This window comes from Rhizobium mesosinicum (assembly GCF_019511345.1).
In the GTDB taxonomy this organism is placed as follows: domain Bacteria; phylum Pseudomonadota; class Alphaproteobacteria; order Rhizobiales; family Rhizobiaceae; genus Rhizobium; species Rhizobium mesosinicum.
This window is the reverse complement of sequence record NZ_JAEUAK010000002.1, coordinates 265,829-283,663: the sequence shown is the minus strand read 5'-3', so window position 1 is coordinate 283,663 and position 17,835 is coordinate 265,829. Positions and strand designations below refer to the sequence as shown.

15 protein-coding genes are annotated in these 17,835 nt (G+C 61.7%); 5 read left to right on the top strand and 10 right to left on the bottom strand.

The genetic code is table 11. The features are described 5' to 3' along the window. The first annotated feature begins 30 nt into the window (after positions 1–30). Positions 31–768, top strand: a complete 738-nt coding sequence (pdeM, locus tag JNB85_RS05340) for a ligase-associated DNA damage response endonuclease PdeM (protein WP_223216432.1) — start codon at positions 31–33, stop codon at positions 766–768. Positions 769–798: 30 nt separating this feature from the next. Here the strand turns inward: pdeM and JNB85_RS05335 are convergent, their stop codons facing one another. After that, on the bottom strand, positions 799–1,380 hold the full coding sequence (locus JNB85_RS05335) for a transglycosylase SLT domain-containing protein (RefSeq protein ID WP_220333340.1): 582 nt from the start codon (positions 1,378–1,380) through the stop codon (positions 799–801). A 57-nt stretch (positions 1,381–1,437) separates the two neighbouring features. Further along, positions 1,438–2,379 carry an alpha/beta hydrolase family protein gene (locus JNB85_RS05330; RefSeq protein ID WP_220333339.1) on the bottom strand — a complete coding sequence of 314 codons (942 nt, stop codon included), beginning with the start codon at positions 2,377–2,379 and terminating at the stop codon, positions 1,438–1,440. A gap of 86 nt (positions 2,380–2,465) precedes the next feature. Between JNB85_RS05330 and JNB85_RS05325 the strand changes: the two genes are divergently transcribed. Continuing rightward, positions 2,466–3,071, top strand: a complete 606-nt coding sequence (locus JNB85_RS05325; RefSeq protein ID WP_220333338.1) for a TetR/AcrR family transcriptional regulator — start codon at positions 2,466–2,468, stop codon at positions 3,069–3,071. Here the strand turns inward: JNB85_RS05325 and JNB85_RS05320 are convergent. From JNB85_RS05320 to JNB85_RS05285, 8 genes are all read right to left on the bottom strand, one after another. After that, positions 3,047–3,607, bottom strand: coding sequence for a dihydrofolate reductase family protein (locus tag JNB85_RS05320; protein WP_220333337.1), 561 nt, complete (start codon positions 3,605–3,607; stop codon positions 3,047–3,049). The genes JNB85_RS05325 and JNB85_RS05320 overlap by 25 nt on opposite strands. A gap of 228 nt (positions 3,608–3,835) precedes the next feature. Continuing rightward, positions 3,836–4,639 carry a TIGR02186 family protein gene (locus tag JNB85_RS05315; RefSeq protein WP_220333336.1) on the bottom strand — a complete coding sequence of 268 codons (804 nt, stop codon included), beginning with the start codon at positions 4,637–4,639 and terminating at the stop codon, positions 3,836–3,838. Then, on the bottom strand, positions 4,639–5,562 hold the full coding sequence (locus JNB85_RS05310) for a sulfite exporter TauE/SafE family protein (RefSeq protein ID WP_220333335.1): 924 nt from the start codon (positions 5,560–5,562) through the stop codon (positions 4,639–4,641). Before JNB85_RS05310 ends, JNB85_RS05315 begins: the two co-directional genes overlap by 1 nt. Positions 5,563–5,785: 223 nt before the next feature. Then, positions 5,786–9,523, bottom strand: coding sequence for a peptidoglycan-binding protein (locus JNB85_RS05305; RefSeq protein WP_220333334.1), 3,738 nt, complete (start codon positions 9,521–9,523; stop codon positions 5,786–5,788). Between the two features lie 285 nt (positions 9,524–9,808). Beyond that, positions 9,809–10,174, bottom strand: coding sequence for a VOC family protein (locus JNB85_RS05300; RefSeq protein WP_220333333.1), 366 nt, complete (start codon positions 10,172–10,174; stop codon positions 9,809–9,811). Positions 10,175–10,263: 89 nt separating this feature from the next. Then, on the bottom strand, positions 10,264–10,965 hold the full coding sequence (locus JNB85_RS05295; RefSeq protein WP_220333332.1) for an SDR family NAD(P)-dependent oxidoreductase: 702 nt from the start codon (positions 10,963–10,965) through the stop codon (positions 10,264–10,266). A 76-nt stretch (positions 10,966–11,041) separates the two neighbouring features. Then, entirely contained in the window at positions 11,042–11,725 is a 684-nt protein-coding gene (locus JNB85_RS05290) for a DNA-3-methyladenine glycosylase I (RefSeq protein WP_220333331.1), read from the bottom strand. Between the two features lie 77 nt (positions 11,726–11,802). Further along, complete coding sequence (locus JNB85_RS05285; protein ID WP_220333330.1) at positions 11,803–12,192, bottom strand: hypothetical protein; 390 nt, start codon at positions 12,190–12,192, stop codon at positions 11,803–11,805. A 204-nt stretch (positions 12,193–12,396) separates the two neighbouring features. Here JNB85_RS05285 and JNB85_RS05280 point away from each other — a divergent pair, with 204 nt between their 5' ends. The 3 genes from JNB85_RS05280 to JNB85_RS05270 all read left to right on the top strand — a co-directional run bounded on the left by JNB85_RS05280 (position 12,397) and on the right by JNB85_RS05270 (position 17,762). Beyond that, entirely contained in the window at positions 12,397–14,187 is a 1,791-nt protein-coding gene (locus JNB85_RS05280) for an acyl-CoA dehydrogenase C-terminal domain-containing protein (RefSeq protein ID WP_220333329.1), read from the top strand. A gap of 140 nt (positions 14,188–14,327) precedes the next feature. After that, complete coding sequence (locus tag JNB85_RS05275; RefSeq protein ID WP_220333328.1) at positions 14,328–15,536, top strand: acetyl-CoA C-acetyltransferase; 1,209 nt, start codon at positions 14,328–14,330, stop codon at positions 15,534–15,536. 12 nt (positions 15,537–15,548) lie between these two features. Beyond that, positions 15,549–17,762, top strand: coding sequence for a 3-hydroxyacyl-CoA dehydrogenase NAD-binding domain-containing protein (locus tag JNB85_RS05270; protein WP_220333327.1), 2,214 nt, complete (start codon positions 15,549–15,551; stop codon positions 17,760–17,762). Positions 17,763–17,835 lie beyond the last annotated feature (73 nt).

Here is a 17,835-nt window from a genome sequence, read left to right as displayed (position 1 = left end):
GCCTGAGAAATCGGGCTCGAAACGATTGGAATGACGAGAGTGATGAACCGCCTTGCGCTCGCGCGCGACATGGCACGCCTTGCCGCAATACCGAGCGTCGAAACCGCAGTTCACGGTGTCGCTGCCGTCTGTGATCCCTTGGGCGCGCTCTATCTGCCGGATGCCGGCATTCTTGTCGTCTCCGACCTGCATCTGGAAAAAGGGGCGGCCTTTGCCCGTCGCGGCATGATGCTGCCGCCCTATGATACGCTGGCAACGCTCACGGTGCTCGCCGCCGTCATCTCCCGCTACGATCCAAAAGTCGTCATTTCGCTGGGTGATAACTTCCACGACCGCGTCGGCTCCGAGCACCTGCCGGATGCCTTCCGCACGCTGATCGTCGAAATGGCCCGCAGCCGCGAATGGATCTGGATCAACGGCAACCATGATCCTGACGGCACCGTCGATCTGCCTGGCGCCTGTTCGGACGAGTTACACTATGCCGGCCTGATCTTCCGCCACGAGCCGCGCGAAGGCCTGCAACAGGGCGAGATCGCCGGTCACCTGCATCCTGCCGCCACCGTCCGCCGCCGCGAAAAATCCGTCCGCCGTCCCTGCTTTGCGACAGATGGCGCCCGCCTGCTGATGCCGGCTTTCGGTGTCATGAGCGGCGGGCTGGATCTCGGCCACAAGGCGATGAAAGGCCTCTTCGACAATGCCTTATTGATCGCCCATCTGCTCGGCCGCGACCGGATCTATTCGGTCCGCTACGGCAATTTGCGCGGCTGACGCATTCTCCTTTCCCGCGAAAGGAAGGGTTCAATTGCAGCCCTGCAACTGCTGCTGATAAGACCCGGCCATCCGGGCGAACTTCTGCGCCGTCTGCTGCAATTGTCCGTTGTTGCGCCAGTCGCCGCGCCTGTAGCCGGTCGGGCCGGAATAATAGGCGAGGTAGAGATTATAGGCGTCGTTGAGCGGAATTCCGGTCGCTTGGGCGTTGCTGTAGTGGTACCAGCCGATGAAATCGATCGCGTCGGCAAAATTTGTCCGTCGTGCGGCCCAGTTGCCGGTCTCCGACTGGTAGTGGTCCCAGGTTCCGTTCAGTGCCTGCGAATAGCCATAGGCGGTCGAAGGCCGCGTCCAGGGAATGAAGCCGAAAAGTTTCGTGCGCGGCGGGCGCGCATAGGGCTGGAAGCCGGATTCGACATACATCGTCGCCATCAGGATCGGCACCGGCACGCCGTATTTCTTCTCCGTGCGCTCCGCAGCCCCTTGCCAGCTGGTGAAGAGCCCGTCTTTCTGGTCGAAGACGGCGCAGATATTTCTCGTCTGGCGGGGCGCTGTCGCGCAACCTGCAAGCAGGGCCAGCCCGACGACCGCGAGCACGATACGAGTACGCATGATACAAACCTCTCGTTTCCGAGAGATTACTAACTCGTAAACGTTAAAGAGCGGTTTTTATGCGAATACGAGATGTTCCGGCAGTTTTTTATGAGGCCAGGGATTGATGCCGTCCCGCAGCCAGAGCAGCGTATCGAGCCAGAAGCCGGCGGCATGGCGCGCGTTGAAAAGACCGAAATGCCCGATCTTCGAAAATCCGAGATCGTGTGGCGCCAGCAGCACCTCTTCCACTCTGGCGTTGCGATAGTGGGAAAGCCCGCGGCCTATGGCCTGCACCGTGCCAATCTCGTCATCGGTCACGGTGAGGCTGAGGATCGGCGCATGGAAATTTTCGAAGGAACTTGAGCCATGTTTTTTTGCCGCAGACCGAGAACTGTCCCATCCCCGCTGAAATGCCCAGTCGAGCGCGACGCCCTTCGGCAGATCTTCGAGCCAGCCGAGACGCCGTCCGGGAAAATGGCCGGTAAGCAAGGTTATCGCCGGCATCAGAAGATGCCACTTCACGAACAGCCGCCTGCGATGATCAGGTGCGTAGTCCCGCCAGTTCCCATATTGTGCCCCGACCGCCAACATTCGGATAACCCGGTCGCCATGCGCCGAAAGGCCCGGCAGAAAGCCGCCGATACTATGCCCAACGACAAAGAGCTCTCGGCCCGGCCTATGGGCCTCCATGAAACGCAACGCTGCATCGAAATCCCGCTCGCCCCAGTCCCGCCAGCGATAGCCGCAGCCACGCAACCGTTTCGGTCGCGAGAGACCGATGCCGCGATAGTCATAAGTCAGCACGTCGAAGCCATGGTCCGCGAGAAAGCGCGCATAATAGTGATAATAGCGCGCCGCAACGCCGGTTGCCGGATTGATGATGACGTTGCCATTGCTGCGTTGGCCGGCCGCACCCCAGATGTGGCCGTGCAGCGCGACACCATCGAAGCACTCGACCACGACAGCTTCCGTCTCCTCGATAAGGTCACTCTCCCCGCGTTTGCCTGCAGCCGGCATCTGTCATCTCCTTCGTCCCTGACCCTGCAGGATATTAGGCGCCGGGCTGTGTTGATGACACTCACTAGTCGGTATACATTGCAGTCATGGTCAGATCCGCATCAGACACGCGGGAGCGCATCGTCGCAGCCGCCGCGAAACTCTTCTACAGCGAGGGCATCCGCGCCGTGAGTGTCGATGCCGTAGCGGAGAAGGCAGACGTCACCAAACGCACCCTCTATTATCATTTCGACAGCAAGGACGATCTGATAGCCGCCTATCTGGAAACCCGGGATCAGCCCAATCTCGCCGTCTACAGGCGCTGGTTTGCAGAAACGGACGGCGATCTTGCGGCGAAGGTAAAAGGCATTTTCGACAATCTCGCCCGTTCTGCCCGACATCCGAAATGGAACGGCTGCGGTTATCTCAGAACCTCCGCTGAGCTTGCCAATATGCCCGGCCATCCCGCCATCAAGGTTGGCGCCGCGCATAAGAAGAATGTCGAGCAATGGCTCGCTGCTCTCTTCGAGGAACAGCATCTTATCGAGGCGCCGAAGCTCGCCCGCCAGGTCGTTCTGCTGCTCGACGGCTCCTTTGCCGCCGTGCTCCTGCATCGCGATCCCAACTATATGGAAACAGCAGGCGAAGCGGCCGCAGCCTTGCTGGCTGCAGCCTGTAAAGACAATGATCAGATAGCTCTGACGGGCTCGTAGCGCAGGATCACGGCGCCGCTCTTCGTCACAGACGAGTCGAGCAGTTTCAGGGGCTGCTGTGCATCCGCAGGCTTGAAATGCGGATTACCGCCGCCGAGAATGACGGGCACCAGGCAGATGCGGATTTCATCCACCAACCCCGCCTTCAGAAGGGCATCGGCAAGCTCGGCGCTGCCGAAGATGAAGATCGTCTTGCCGTCCTCTTCCTTCAGCCGCTTCAGTTCGGACACTGGATCATTGACGACGCGCGTATTGTTCCAGTCCGCCTTTTCCATGGTCCGCGAGACAGCGATCTTGGTGATGCCGTTCATATAGGCCTTGATCTTGTTTTCGCCCTCGGCGGTCGGCCAGTAGGCAGCCATGCCCTCATAGGTCTTGCGACCGAAGACCAGCAGATCGCCTTCCTCGCCGAACTGCTCGGCATATTTTTCGAGCTCCGGCCCCCAGGCCAGATTATGGAAATCGATATCCCACGGTTTCGATCCCTCGAAATAGCCATCCAGCGTCATCAGATTCCAGACAACAAGCTTTCTCATTTCATCCTCCATTCGCCCGTGTCGGCATTAAAACCAGTTGTGTTTAGAAACTGGTTGAGCCTAACTCGACTGGTGGTGAAATGCAAGCGGTTTTGAGCGAAGTATCGCGGAGCGTCATCGCTCACCCGTCGTTGGCATCGGAGTGAGCTCCTGCCGCCGGGGATGACCCTACGCTCGGCTATTCGAAGGAAAGTTCCAGAGGTCCTCGGCTACGAAAAATCGATCCGATCAGTCCTTGCGGAAGATCAGGCTGGCGCCCCATCCCGTCAGGACGGCCAGCAGCACCGCAAAGCAGCCGTAGAAAATCGGCTCCTCATGCGCCGCATCGGTGATCGTCTGCTCGATGCCCGTCTTGATGACCCGCAACGGCTGCGATTTCTGCGTCACGAACTTCCCGCTCTTGAACAGGTAGGCGCGCACCGTATGCACGCCGTTCGGAATATTGGCCGGCAGCCGCAGGCTTGCCTTGAAGAGATTGGAGGAGACGAAGCGCACGCCGCTCGGATCGCGCTCGTATAGACCCCCGACCTGCTGCAGACGGCGAAAGGCGGTGCGGAATTCGTTGAGACTGTTGAAGTTGCCGGTAAAATCGATCGGCCGCAGCGGAATATGGTCGATGCCGATACCCTCTCCGGTCAGGTCGAGCGGCGTCGTGATGTCGTCGATCGAGCGCGAACTCGACATAGAATAGGAATGCGGTACCTCGGCGAAGGTCATTGACGAGGTATTGATCCAGATGCCGAAGACCCGCTCCTTCTTGCGCACCGTGGCGTCTTCGCGCGGGCCTTCCAGAACCACGATGACGTCATACTGGCCGATGGCAAGCAGCAGGTCGTCGGTATTCGTCACCGCGCCGAAAATCGTCAGGTCCGCACCGCGGAAATCGGAGGTAATGGCGATTTCGCTGGTGGAGGTACCGATTTCCAGCCCCTCGCGCTCGGCCCGCGTCGTTCCCTGTCCGGGCAGCAGCACCTGTGCCGCCGCAGCGACAGGCATGAGAAGGGTAAGGAGGAGCAGCACGAGCCGAAGCATCAGTTCCCCATTCCCATGACCACCGAATAGATGTCTTCCGGCGTCACGACCAGAGCGACCGCGAGGCGCAGGCCGACGGCAAGAACGAGAAGGCCGAGCAGGGCGCGCAGCTGCTCGCCGCGCAGCCGCTGGCCGACGCGCACCCCGTATTGCGCACCGATGACGCCGGCGAGCATCAGGAAGAAGGCGAGCACGATATCGACGGAATAGTTGGTCGCCGCCTGCACGATCGTCGTATAGGCGGTGACGAAGATGATCTGGAAGAGCGAGGTCCCGACGACCACGTTGGTCGGGATGCGCAGCAGGTAGATCATCGCCGGTACCATAATGAAGCCGCCGCCGACACCCATGACGGAGGTGAGGATGCCGATCGCAAAGCCGAGTGCCACGATCGGGATGACCGAGAGATAGATCTTCGATTTCTTGAACCGAACCTTGAGCGGCAGCTTGTGAACCCAGTGCTGATGGCCGGGCCGGCGTGGGGCAGGCGCTTCGTTACGGGCTGCACGGCGCATGGCGTTGACGCTTTCCCAGAGCATCAGCCCGCCGACCGTACCGAGGAAGACGACGTAAAGCAGGGAGATGAAGAGGTCGAGCTGACCGATGGAGCGCAGCAGCGAGAAAATCCAGATGCCGACCGTCGCACCCGAAAGACCGCCGACAAGCAACACCGTGCCGAGCTTCACATCCAGCGTGCCTCGCCGGAAATGCGTGATCGCTCCCGATATCGAGGAAGCTACGACCTGGTTGGCCCCCGTTGCGACGGCAACGACCGGAGGAATGTTGTAGAAGATCAGGAGGGGCGTTATCAGAAAGCCGCCGCCAACGCCGAACATGCCGGACAGGAATCCGACGGCAGCTCCCATGCCGAGAATGATGAAGATGTTCACCGACAATTCTGCGATGGGCAGATAGATTGTCACAGCCGACCCCGATTATCGCCGCTCCCGCCGGAGCTGCTCTCTCACGTCCCCATTCGAATGGCGCATCCTACTGTGAAAACGTTGCCAGAGGCTTTCGAAGGAAAAAGCCATGGTGAGCAGGATGCGAGTCCCGATATGTCCCGCATAATCCGGCTTTTTTCAGGTTTTGTGACAGTCGGCGCGAAAGTGCGCAAGCCCTGCGGCAGGGTACCGCCGGGTTGTCTTAGATGGCCTTGGCACCTGGTTTGTTACGCTCCAGAAGCGCCTTCACCGTGTCGTCATTGACCTTCCCGGTCGGCTCTTGGCCGATCGACTTCTGAAAGTTCTTAATGGCGCTTACCGTCTTTGTACCCATTTCCCCATCCGGCGGACCGGCGTCGAAGCCGTTATTGTTGAGGATCGCCTGAATGTTGCGGATCGCCTTCTTCATGTCGATGCTTGCCGTCTTTGGGGCAGCGCCACTTGCCCATGCGTCCGGGATCTCGATGCCGTTCGCCTTGTTGTCGAGCGGCTGCGGTTTCCAGAGATCAGCCTTGGCGCGGGCGCGCTCGAGCTGATCCGGCTTCATGGCTTTCGCCACTTCGTCGCGCTTCTGGGCGGCGTCCTTGTCGCCAGCTTTGGCGGCGATCGCAAACCACTTGTAGGACTCTTCCAGATCCGCCGGCACGCCGTTGCCGCGAGCGCAGAGGATGGCGAGGTTGAACTGGCTATCCATGATGCCGAGATCCGCAGCCTTCTGGAACCAGGAGGCCGCCGTCGTGTAATCCTGCTGGCCGAGTGCGCCCGAGGCGTAGAGTACGGCGAGATTGTGCATGGCGCCGGCATTGCCCTGGCCTGCGGCTCGTTCGTAGAGCGTCTTGGCCTTCTGCACGTCGCGGTCGACGCCGTTACCCTTCTCATACATGCTGCCGAGGCGGTACTGCGCAGGCGCAAAGCCCCTGTCGGCGGAAAGCTGATACCAGTTTGCCGCCTGCTTCTGATCGGCGACGGGGCCGTTGCGGCCTTCGGTATAACGCGCGCCGATTTCGAAGAGCGCCAACGCATCGCCGTTGCGCGCGGCATCGGCAAGCGGCTGCGGCTGGATCGTATCGGGAACGACGATCGAGGCGGCCGTGGGAGCGGCAGGCACCGCTGCCGGCGCCAAGGGCGCGCTTGGAACGACGCCGGACGCATCCTGTGCCGGTGCCGGGCTGAAATCCCCGGCACCTTCGCCGTCGAGCGGCGTGGTGTCGGCTAGGTGATCGTGCATTGTTGCCTGCGGCTCTCCCGGAGCGGCTGTCTCGGGAGCGGACTCCGTTGGCAATGCGGGCGGCTGAGCGGCCGTTTCCGGTGCCATTGTTTCCGGCGCAACCGGGGCTGGCGCTGCCATACTTGATTGCGGCGTTTCGGTCTCTCCAGTCAGAGCCGAGACTTCAGCCGGCGGCGGAGCCTTCTGACCTGTCGTCAGCGTACGGGCGAGCGGGAAGGCCATGATGGCAAGCAGCACGGCGCCGACCGCCAGCAGGATCGGCCGGCGGAAGCGTGAAAATGCGCCACCCTGGCCGGATTTTTCCGGCTTTGCCGCGCGGTTCGCCGGTTTTGCGTTACTGTCGATCTCCATGGCTGCGGCCTGCGCGGCGCGGCGCGCGGCGGCTATATAGTCCGCACGATCGTTTTCGGTGGCCGGCTTGCCGCGCTGGGCGTTCTGGCTGGCGCGCACGCGCTCCAGGATCTTCTTGACGTCCGGTGCGCCCGACCCCGGTTCCAAGAGCTCGTTTGCCGCTTCAGTAGGCACCACGTCGACGGGATCGATCGACGGAGCGGGATTGATGACCGTGCGTTCGACAGCGGCCTTCGCTTCCGTCTTGCGCGAAGGCATCAGCTTCCGGCCAAGGCCGGCAAGAAGGCTGCTTTTGGCGGCAAGAGCGGGTTTTGCCGATTGGCTTGCTTCGATGGCGATAGCGCTGGTGCCGTCGGCCAATGCCGGTTCAGGCTTACGGCTCGGCACCTCTTCGGTCATATCGCCCGTGCGCAGCACCGGCGAAGCCCTCGGCGCCTGGATCACCGGAGCTTTAGCCGACTCCCGGCCTGCGTCGACCAGTGCATAGGGATCGACGTCGAAATCGACGTCTGCAGCTGGCATCCGGGTGGCGGCTGGGCGCACCCGCTCTTCCATCGTGTCCAGCCTGTCGGCAATGTGCAGCAGCGTCTCGTGCAGGGCCTGGAAGGTCTTGTGGGTGCGCTCCTCGCTGTCGCGGCTCAGATCTTCGAGGTTCCGCAGATCTTCGGCGAGCGCGATGAGGGCCGACATGTCGCTCTCTGCGGGCGTAGCGCCCTGCGCTCCGCCGTTGCGCGAATAGGCATCGACCACGGCCTCTGCCGCTTGCCGCGCTGCCTCGATAATATATTCGTCGTTGGTTGCGATATAATCCTCGATTGCGCCCATGCGGCGGTCGAGATCTGCTGATACTTCGCGCGGCGCGTTCAGGAGCTCGGAGAGATTTGCAATCTGCTCCTCGAGGTTCTTCAGCGCGCGCATGTCGGTCGGCGCCGCCGCCGTACTTTCCTCCAGCCGCGCGGCGATGTCGCTGAGCCGCCCTTCGAGACGCTGAAAGGCCCTGTCGTCGATAACAGGCGCTGGGGCGGGGCGAACTTCCATTTCGTCGATGCGGCGTGCGAGATGGTCGAGCCGTTCGGCGAGCGCGTCATTGACCGAACCGTTTTCCAGCGCATCGATCTTGCGGGAAATGTCCGAGAGCGCGCCGGTCAGGTCCTGCGGCGGCGCCGTCTTCTGCGTACGCTCGAGCAGAAGGGAAAGGTGTTCCAGGCGCTCGTCGAGCCGTGAGGTCGCTTCGGTCTTGGCGAGGTCTTCCACGCGCGCCGTCAGCGCTTCCAGCCGGCCCGCCATATCGTCGGCGGGGTTGAGGCGGCTCATGGCGGCGCGGCCCATCAGTTCGATCTGGTCGCCAAGTGCGGAGAGGCGGTTTTCCAGCCGCTGCATCAGTGCCGGGTCGGTGCCGGTGGCAGCGCGTCCGCCGGCGGCGATCGCGCGGCTGATCTCATCGAGCCGCGTATCCATGGCGGCGAACTGTTCGGACATGATCCGATCGTGCGGCTGGATCAGATTGCCGAACTGCTCGACAGCGGAGGCGATGGTGATGAGCTTGTCTTCCAGCGCCTGCACGGCCGGGCTTTCGCCCATGCCGCCGAGATGCCGCTTGATGTCGTCAAGCCTGTAGGCAAGCGAGACCAGCTCTTCCTGCAGCCCGGCCGTGTCGAGCTCCGCCAGGCGGCTTTCTACACTGTCCCAACGCTGTTCCATGTGGCGCATCGAATCCTCGCGCGCCAGGCCGTCCATCAGCGAGCGCAGCTCTTCGAATTCGTTGCGCAGGCCGGTTGCTTCCGGTCCGGCCGAGCGGCTGGTGAGCTGCGCAATGCTCTGCGACAGACGCCCCATATCGGCGCGGATGTCGTCGGCGAAATGTCGGTCCTGCGCGCTCGCCTTGATCTCCCGCAGCTCCGTGCGCAGCGCATTCATCTCGCGCGTGACGCCTTCGGAAATGTCGCGCTTCAGGTCCTGCCGCAGGTTCACGAGCGCCTGGGCGATTTCGGTCATCGTGTCGCCGGAGGCGCGCAGACCAGGTGCCGACGGCTGCGGCGCCGGAGCGCGCTGCGCTGGCGCGAGAGCAGGTTCACGTGAAAGAGCCGGTGCAGCTTCGCGCGTATAGGTGCGCTCGCGGTCCTCTCTAGTGGCCTCGAGTGCGCGCTGGCGTTGCCGGATTTCCGCCAGCGGATCGGCTGCGCGGGGTGCGTAGGAACTGGCATAGGGATCGCGTTCGGGCTTCGGATCGCGGGGCCGCTGTTCGCGCCCGCTGCCCATCAGGCCCTCGATCCGCGCTTCCAGCCCCTCGATAGTGCGGTTTAACGCATCGAGCGAGGTCCTGTCGGAATGCCGGGAAGAATGTGATCGCGATCCGTTCATGTTCTTGCTCGCTTCGATTGCCCGGTCTGGGCTCGATCATTGCCTTTTCCGAAGCATACCGGAGCACACATCGGAGAGCGCCATCCATAAGGAAATAGTCAATTAGACTTTCCTCAGGCTGGATAGTCTTTCGGCGACATTCCTGAAACGCGAGACAAAGAAAAGGAATGCAGATCGCCAATGCTCACCGCGCACCTTTTACGAAACGTGGTAAAGAACTCGTTAACCCGGATGAGAATTTTTTAACTTTTGCCTTTTTCGAGCCCGTTCCAGGCGCCGAAACCTTTAGAGCGGCCGCTTGTACTGTAGCTCGATCTTCACGCCCTCCGGCCCGTAAATGAACACCTGTCCGAGATCGGTATCCGGAATGTCGCGATATTCGTACCGATAGCCGCCGGCTTTGATGCGAGCGAGCGCCGGTTCGAACTCGAAGAGGCTGAAGGCCACATGATTGAAGATGCCGGGCGGAAAATCGTGAGCCCGCTCCGTCAGGCTCAGATGGATCACCGGCTTGTCGTCGAGATAAAGCCAGTGACCGCGCGAGGGAAAGGGCGGCCGATAGCCCTCCTTCACGCCAAGAATGTTCTCGAAAAAAGCGATCATGGCAGGTGCATCGCGTGTATCGATCGTCACGTGGTCCAGACGCAGCATCGTTCCCTCCCAGGCTGTCGAAGCTGGTCCGATCCTACCGGTTTCGGCACGTTCGGCAAAGCATGTATGCTCTATCGAAACCGGCTGAATCAGAAGTTTTCCGTCCAAGGCCGCAACTCCACCTCCTGCGACCAGGCGCTGCGGTGCTGCAGCAGCACGTCGATATAGGATTGCGCGATCGCATCGGGTGAAAGCGTACCGTCGGGCTTGTCTTCCCTATCCGGCCTCGTGGCGGAGCGCACGGCGCCGTCGATAATGAAATGCGCAACATGGATGCCGAACGGCCCAAGCTCGCGTGCCGCACTCTGCGCCAGACCGCGGAGCGCGAATTTACCCATGGCAAAGGGCGCCGATTGCGCAAAGCCCTTGATGCTGGCCGTAGCCCCCGTCAGCAGGATCGCACCGCGCCTATGCGGGATCATCCGCCTTGCCGCCTGTTGTGTGACGAGGAAACCACCAAAGGCGCTGGTGGCGATCGCCTGCTGCACCTCTGCGGGATCGAGTTCGGCAATCGGCCCGCGCACCCGGCCGCTGGCATTATAGATGACGATATCGGGCTCGCCGATTTCGGCATCGACGCGCTCGAAGAGGGCAGAAACCGCCGCGGCCTGTGAAGCGTCGGTAGCAAAAGCCTTCGCCCCGGTTTCATTGAGCAGAGGCCCGAGCTTGCCGATATTGCGCGCCGCAAGGCTCACTTTGACGCCGCGCTCTGCAAGCTTGCGGGCAAGTGAGCCGCTGATGCCGGAACCGGCACCGACAATAAGCGCGCTGCGATAGGGAAACTCGACCATGATCTTCTCCTTCGGATGAACCTTCCGGAGAAGTAGTCAGTCGCAGCCTGTCAAAAAACCGCCGGCCGGAAATATTTCACTCCCGGGGCGCGTCGATCGAAAGCCCGCAGATGCGCGAGAGGTAGGCGAGCGGCAGCCCCGTTTCCTGAGCCCAGCGGTTGAACGTCTGCTGGATCAGCTGCTGATCCTTCTTGCCGGTGCCGGATGGCGAAAGCGGCACGCCCGCATCCCTCAGGCAGGCCAGCACATCCCTCGTCATGATGAAGCAGTCGCGGCCGATGCCGCGCAGGAAATATTGTCCCGTGCCGCCGCTCAGTCGGCTGCCGCGTTTGGTGAGCACCTCAAGCAGGCCGATATGGTCCTCGGGCGGCCAATCGGCGAAGAAGGCGCCGGCGCTGCCGGCCTCATTCGCAAGCTCCCGCACGAAGGCGGCATTGGCGCGTACCGACATGATCTTCGCGCCGTTCCTGACGATGCGGTCGTCGCTGGTCAGATCATGCCAGTATTCGTCGGGAGCTATATTGAGGGCGGCAGGGTCGAAGCCGTCGAACGCTTCTTCGAAGCCCGGCCATTTGTTGTCGATGACTTTGTGTACGAAGCCACTGTAGAAGATCCGCCGCGTCATCTGCGAAAGAATGCGATCGTCCGGCAGAGCGCGCAGCGCCTCATGGTCAGGCATGGCCGGCAGCATCGCATTCAGCGCATCGGCTCCGCCTTTTCTTTGCTCGGCGCGCCGGCGGATGATGTCGAAATCGCTCAAAGCTTGGCTCCCGAATGGACGTTGCTGGTGCAAGCCTATTCCGGGAGCCGTTGTGTCTCAAGCCGCCTGGTCGATGCTCAAGCGGCCACCGGTTCGCGCACGTCGTCGAGCAGGAAATGCACGATCAAATAATCGATCTTGTAATGCCGTCCGCTGTCGCTGACTTTCTCCTCGCTGCCGCCATCGGCTGGATGCCAGGGGTGATAGTGCGGGTTGGTGGCGATCAGCGTTACCGCTTTGCCCGCATAGGGGCCTTCCGCCGGCCGGAAGCGCATTTCGGCGAGCGGCCAGATGCGTTCATAGGTTTCCATAGGGATGCGCACCCTCAGAGCTTTGCGCGGAGCCGGCGGCTCATCATGCGCAACCAGTCTCTCGCCGTTGACCGGCTCGACTGTTATGGGCTCGATGGTCACTTCCTCGGCCGTATCGAAAACGGAATTGAACTCCGCGGGCCACGCTCTCTTCATGAACAGCTCCTCCCAGGCTTTTCTAAAGTCGCATAAGAAGTGTAGCGCGCTTAGCCGGAGAAGCAACGGACTATTCCGATGCTCTTCGCACCGGTTCATAAAATCGCACACAGGCAGAATTTGACGTTTACGCAAACGTCAATATTTTGTAAGAGAGTCTCGAGGCCGGAGTGATCCGGTTGCCGAATTGGAGGAATTCGAACGATGCCAGTCTACAAGGCCCCGGTGAACGACACGCTCTTCGTGCTGAACGACGTGCTGGGTCTCGAGCGCTATAACAATCTCCCGGGTTTTGCCGATGCCACGCCTGATATGGTGGAAGCCATCCTGGGCGAGGCGGCGAAGGTGGCCGAGGAGGTCCTGTTCCCCCTCAATTATTCCGGGGATCAGGAAGGCTGCCTGCGCCGCGACGATGGCACGGTCGCCACGCCGAAGGGTTTCAGAGAGGCCTATCAGGCCTATCGCGACGGCGGCTGGATCGGCCTTGCCGTGCCGGAGGAGTTCGGCGGCCAGGGCTTGCCCTACACGCTGCACGCTGCCGTTGGCGAATATACCTCGGCGGCCAACATGTCGCTGATGATGTATCCGGGTCTGACGCAGGGCGCTATCGCTGCGATCCTCGTCCACGGCACCGACGAGCAGAAGAGCACCTACCTGCCGAAGATGGTGGACGGCAGCTGGTCCGGCACCATGAACCTCACCGAGCCGCATTGCGGCACCGATCTCGGCATGCTGCGCACCAAGGCAGTGCCGCAGGCTGATGGCAGCTACAAGATATCAGGTCAGAAGATATTCATCTCCGCCGGCGAGCATGACCTGGCCGACAACATCATCCACTTGGTGCTGGCCCGCATCGAAGGCGCGCCAGAGGGCACCAAGGGCATCTCGCTCTTCATCGTTCCGAAATTCCTCGTCAAGGACGGCGCGCCGGGCGCCCGCAACACGGTCTCCTGCGGTGCCATCGAACACAAGATGGGCATCCACGGCAACGCCACCTGCGTCATGAACTACGACGAGGCGACCGGCTATCTGATCGGCGCGGAAAACCGCGGCCTCAATGCCATGTTCGTGATGATGAACGAGGCCCGCCTGATGGTCGGCCTGCAGGGCATTGCCATTTCCGAGATCGCCTATCAGAACGCCGCCAATTACGCCCGTGACCGCATCCAGGGCCGCTCGCTGTCCGGTGTGAAGGCGCCAGACAAGAAGGCCGATCCGATCATCGTCCATCCCGATATCCGCCGCTCGCTGATGACCATCCGCGCCTTCAACGAGGCCGGCCGCGCCTTCCTGCTCTGGACCGCGCTGAAATCCGATATCGCCCACCGCGCCAGCGATAGCAACGAGCGCCAGACCGCCGACGATATTCTCGGCCTCGTCACCCCGATCCTGAAGGGCGTGATGACCGACAAGGGTTTCGATCATGCCGTCATGGCCCAGCAGGTCTTCGGCGGTCACGGCTATATCGAAGAGCACGGCATGAGCCAGTATGTGCGCGATGCCCGCATCGCCATGATCTACGAAGGCGCAAACGGCATCCAGGCGCTTGATCTCGTCGGCCGCAAATTGGCACTGAATGGTGGTCGCGCCGCCATGGCGCTCTTCAAGGAGATCGGTGATTTCTGCGAGGAAAACCGCAATGACGAGCAGCTCAGCTTCTTCACCAAGCACCTGAAGAAGGGCTTGAACGATGTTCAGGGCGCGACCATGTGGTTCATGCAGAATGCCATGGCAAAACCCGACAATGCCGGTGCCGGCTCCACCGATTACATGCACCTCTTCGGCCTCGTCGTTCTCGGCTATATGTGGGCGCGCATGGCGAAAGCCGCCAACGAGCGCCTTGCAGCGGGCGACGCACGCGAGGATTATCTGAAGAACAAGCTGATCACCGCGAAATTCTTCATGGAGCGCATCATGCCCGAAACAGCATTGCGCAAGGCCCGCATCGAGACCGGCGCCGACACGATGATGGAACTGGCCGCCGAAGCGTTTTGAGCGGTCTCCCCTTCTCCCCACCGGGGAGAAGGTGGCCCGAAGGGCCGGATGAGGGGGGCCGCAGACGCAGGTTTTTCCACTTCGGCCTTGCTAACGAGCAAAATTCACCGGCGCGTCTGCGCCGCCAGGGAGATGAGACAATGACCGAGGTTTTCATTTACGATCACGTCCGCACGCCCCGCGGCCGCGGCAAGAAGGACGGCGCGCTCCACGAAGTGCCCTCCGTGCGCCTTGCGGCAAAGACGTTGGAGGCGATCCGCGACCGCAACGGTCTCAACACCGAAACGGTCGACGACATCATCATGGGCTGCGTCGATCCGGTTATGGATGCCGGCGCCGTCATCCCCAAGGCCGCCGCTTTCGAAGCCGGTTATTCGACCAGGGCGCCCGGCATGCAGATCTCCCGCTTCTGCGCCTCCGGCCTCGACGCGGTGAACTTCGGCGCCGGCAAGATCGCGCAGGGCGCCGACGATATCGTCATCGCCGGTGGCGTCGAAAGCATGTCCCGCGTCGGCCTCGGCATGTCCGGTGGCGCCTGGTTCATGGACCCCTCCGTCAACTTCCCGGCCTATTTCATGCCGCAGGGCGTGTCGGCCGATCTCATCGCCACCAAATACGGCTTCTCCCGCGACGACGTCGATGCCTATGCCGTCGAAAGCCAGAAGCGCGCAGCGAATGCCTGGAACAATGGCTGGTTCAAGAATTCCGTCATCCCGATCAAGGATCAGAACGGCCTGACCATCCTTGCTCATGACGAACACATGCGCCCCGGCACGGACATGCAGGCGCTCGCCTCCCTCAATCCTTCCTTCCAGATGCCCGGCGAAATGGGCGGCTTCGAAGCCGTCGCCATTCAGGCCCATCCGGAAATCGAGCGCGTCAATTATGTCCACCACGCCGGTAATTCCTCCGGGATCGTCGACGGCGCCGCGGCCGTCCTCCTCGGCTCCACGGCCGGCGGGGAGAGCATGGGCCTGAAGCCCCGTGCCCGCATCAAGGCCTTCGCCAATATCGGCTCCGACCCGGCCCTGATGCTGACCGGCCCCGTTGATGTCACCGAAAAGCTCTTGAAGCGCACGGGCATGACGCTTGCCGATATCGACCTCTTCGAATTGAACGAAGCCTTCGCCGCCGTGGTGCTACGCTACATGCAGGCTTTCGACATCGCGCACGACCGGATCAACGTCAATGGCGGTGCGATCGCCATGGGTCATCCACTCGGCGCCACCGGCGCCATGATCCTCGGCACCGTGCTGGACGAGCTGGAACGCCGCGACCTCAACACCGCACTGGTCACCCTCTGCATCGGGGCCGGCATGGGCACGGCAACCGTCATCGAACGCGTCTAAGGGAGAGAGACGATGAGCTACACCAACTTCACCGTCGAGACCGATGCGGATGGTATTGCCCTGGTCACCTGGGACATGCCCGGCAAGTCGATGAACGTCTTCACCGAAGAGGTGATGAACGAACTCGACGCCATCATCGATGCGACCGTCACCGACAGCGCCGTCAAGGGCGTGGTCATCACCTCGGGCAAGCCCTCCTTTTCCGGGGGCGCTGATCTGTCGATGATCAAGTCCATGTTCACGCTCTATCAGCAGGAGAAAGCCGCAGATCCTGACGGTGCGGCACAGAAACTCTTCGATCTGGTCGGCCGCATGACCGGCCTGTTCCGCAAGCTCGAAACCTGCGGCAAGCCCTGGGTCTCCGCCATCAACGGCACGTGCATGGGCGGTGCGCTGGAAATGTCGCTCGCCTGCCACGGCCGCGTCGCTTCCAATGCCAAGAGCGTCAAGATTGCCCTGCCGGAAGTCAAGGTCGGGATCTTCCCAGGCGCCGGCGGCACGCAGCGCATCTCGCGCCTGACCGATGCCCAGTCCGCCCTGCAGATGATGACGACGGGCCAGTCGCTGAACGCTTCGCGGGCCAAGGCCATGAACCTCGTCCATCAGGTGGTCGAGCCGGATCAGCTGATCCCGGCGGCCAAGCAGATGATCAAGGACGGACTGAAGCCTGTCGCCCCCTGGGACGAAAAAGGCTTCAAGGTGCCGGGCGGCGGCATCTGGACACCCGCTGCTGCGCAGCTTTGGCCGGCAGCTCCCGCCATCCTGCGCCGCGAAACATCAGGTAACTATCCCGGCGCGCTCGCCATCCTGAAATGCGTCTATGAAGGCCTGCAGGTTCCCTTCGACACCGCGCTGAAGATCGAGCAGCGCTATTTCACGCAGGTGCTGCAGACGACCGAAGCCTTCTCGATGATCCGCTCGCTCTTCATCTCCATGCAGGAACTCGGAAAAGGCGCCCGCCGCCCTGCCGGTGTGCCAAAGACCGAGCTGAAAAAGATTGGCGTCGTCGGCGCGGGCTTCATGGGCGCCTCGATCGCCTATGTCACGGCGGCTACCGGTTTCGAGGTCGTGCTGATCGACCGCGATATCGAGGCTGCTACGAAAGGCAGGGGCGTCGGCGAAGGCCTCGTCAAGGATTCCATCGGTAAGGGCCGTCTTACACAGGAGGAAGGTGCCGCCCTTCTCGCCCGTATCACCCCATCTGCAGATTATGCTGATCTCAAGGATGCCGATCTCGTCATCGAAGCGGTCTTCGAGGATCGCGCCGTCAAGAAGGCGGTCATTGAGCAAGTCGAAGCCGTCATCCCGGAAACGACCATCTTCGCCTCCAACACTTCGACCCTGCCGATTACGGGGCTTGCGGAAAATTCAAAGCGCCCGGATCAGTTTATCGGCGTGCATTTCTTTTCGCCGGTCGAAAAGATGATGCTGACGGAGGTCATCCTCGGCAAGAATACCGGTGAACGTGCGCTCGCCGTGGCCCTGGACTACGTCGCTGCGATCAAGAAAACACCGATCGTCGTCAACGATACCAGAGGCTTCTTCGTCAACCGCTGCGTCTTCCGCTATATCCACGAAGCCTACGACATGCTGATCGAAGGCGTGCCGGCGGCGATGATAGAAAATGCCGCCAAGATGGCCGGCATGCCGGTCGGCCCGCTGTCGCTGAACGATGAGGTGGCGATCGACCTTTCCCAGAAGATCCTCAAGGCAACGGTTGCCGATCTCGGCCCCAAGGCTGTCGACGAACGCCACCTTGCGCTCATCAATAAGCTGGTGGACGAGCTCGACCGCCGTGGCCGCAAGAACGGCAAGGGTTTCTATGAATATCCGGCCAAGCCCGCCAAGAAATTCCTCTGGCCGGAGCTGAAGACCCTCTATCCGCAGAAACCGGCCGACGAAATCGACGTCAACACCCTGAAACAGCGCTTCCTGGTCACGATCGCTCTCGAAGCCGCCCGCACCATGGAAGAGGGTATTGTCACCGACCCGCGCGAAGCCGATGTCGGCTCCATCCTCGGCTTCGGCTTTGCGCCCTATACCGGCGGTGCGCTGAGCTATGTCGACGGCATGGGCGTGAAGGCTTTCGTGGACCTCGCCGAAAAGCTGGCTTCCAGCTACGGCGATCATTTCAAGCCGACGCCGCTGCTGAAAGACATGGCGGCCAAGGGCGAGACCTTCTACGGCCGTTTTGATCCCTATCCGGCTGCCGACAAGGCTGCGTAATCGGTGAGGCGGCGCGGTTTCCCAAAGGCCATAGCCGCCGACTTGGCACTCCCCACATTTCCGGCTCGGAGGC

Bases quoted from the DNA above. Each gene is read 5' to 3' on its own strand.
- pdeM (WP_223216432.1), top strand. From the start codon at position 31: ATGACGAGAGTGATGAACCGCCTTGCGCTCGCGCGCGACATGGCACGC.
- JNB85_RS05335 (WP_220333340.1), bottom strand. From the start codon at position 1,380: ATGCGTACTCGTATCGTGCTCGCGGTCGTCGGGCTGGCCCTGCTTGCA.
- JNB85_RS05330 (WP_220333339.1), bottom strand. From the start codon at position 2,379: ATGCCGGCTGCAGGCAAACGCGGGGAGAGTGACCTTATCGAGGAGACG.
- JNB85_RS05325 (WP_220333338.1), top strand. From the start codon at position 2,466: ATGGTCAGATCCGCATCAGACACGCGGGAGCGCATCGTCGCAGCCGCC.
- JNB85_RS05320 (WP_220333337.1), bottom strand. From the start codon at position 3,607: ATGAGAAAGCTTGTTGTCTGGAATCTGATGACGCTGGATGGCTATTTC.
- JNB85_RS05315 (WP_220333336.1), bottom strand. From the start codon at position 4,639: ATGCTTCGGCTCGTGCTGCTCCTCCTTACCCTTCTCATGCCTGTCGCT.
- JNB85_RS05305 (WP_220333334.1), bottom strand. From the start codon at position 9,523: ATGAACGGATCGCGATCACATTCTTCCCGGCATTCCGACAGGACCTCG.
- JNB85_RS05300 (WP_220333333.1), bottom strand. From the start codon at position 10,174: ATGCTGCGTCTGGACCACGTGACGATCGATACACGCGATGCACCTGCC.
- JNB85_RS05295 (WP_220333332.1), bottom strand. From the start codon at position 10,965: ATGGTCGAGTTTCCCTATCGCAGCGCGCTTATTGTCGGTGCCGGTTCC.
- JNB85_RS05285 (WP_220333330.1), bottom strand. From the start codon at position 12,192: ATGAAGAGAGCGTGGCCCGCGGAGTTCAATTCCGTTTTCGATACGGCC.
- JNB85_RS05280 (WP_220333329.1), top strand. From the start codon at position 12,397: ATGCCAGTCTACAAGGCCCCGGTGAACGACACGCTCTTCGTGCTGAAC.
- JNB85_RS05275 (WP_220333328.1), top strand. From the start codon at position 14,328: ATGACCGAGGTTTTCATTTACGATCACGTCCGCACGCCCCGCGGCCGC.
- JNB85_RS05270 (WP_220333327.1), top strand. From the start codon at position 15,549: ATGAGCTACACCAACTTCACCGTCGAGACCGATGCGGATGGTATTGCC.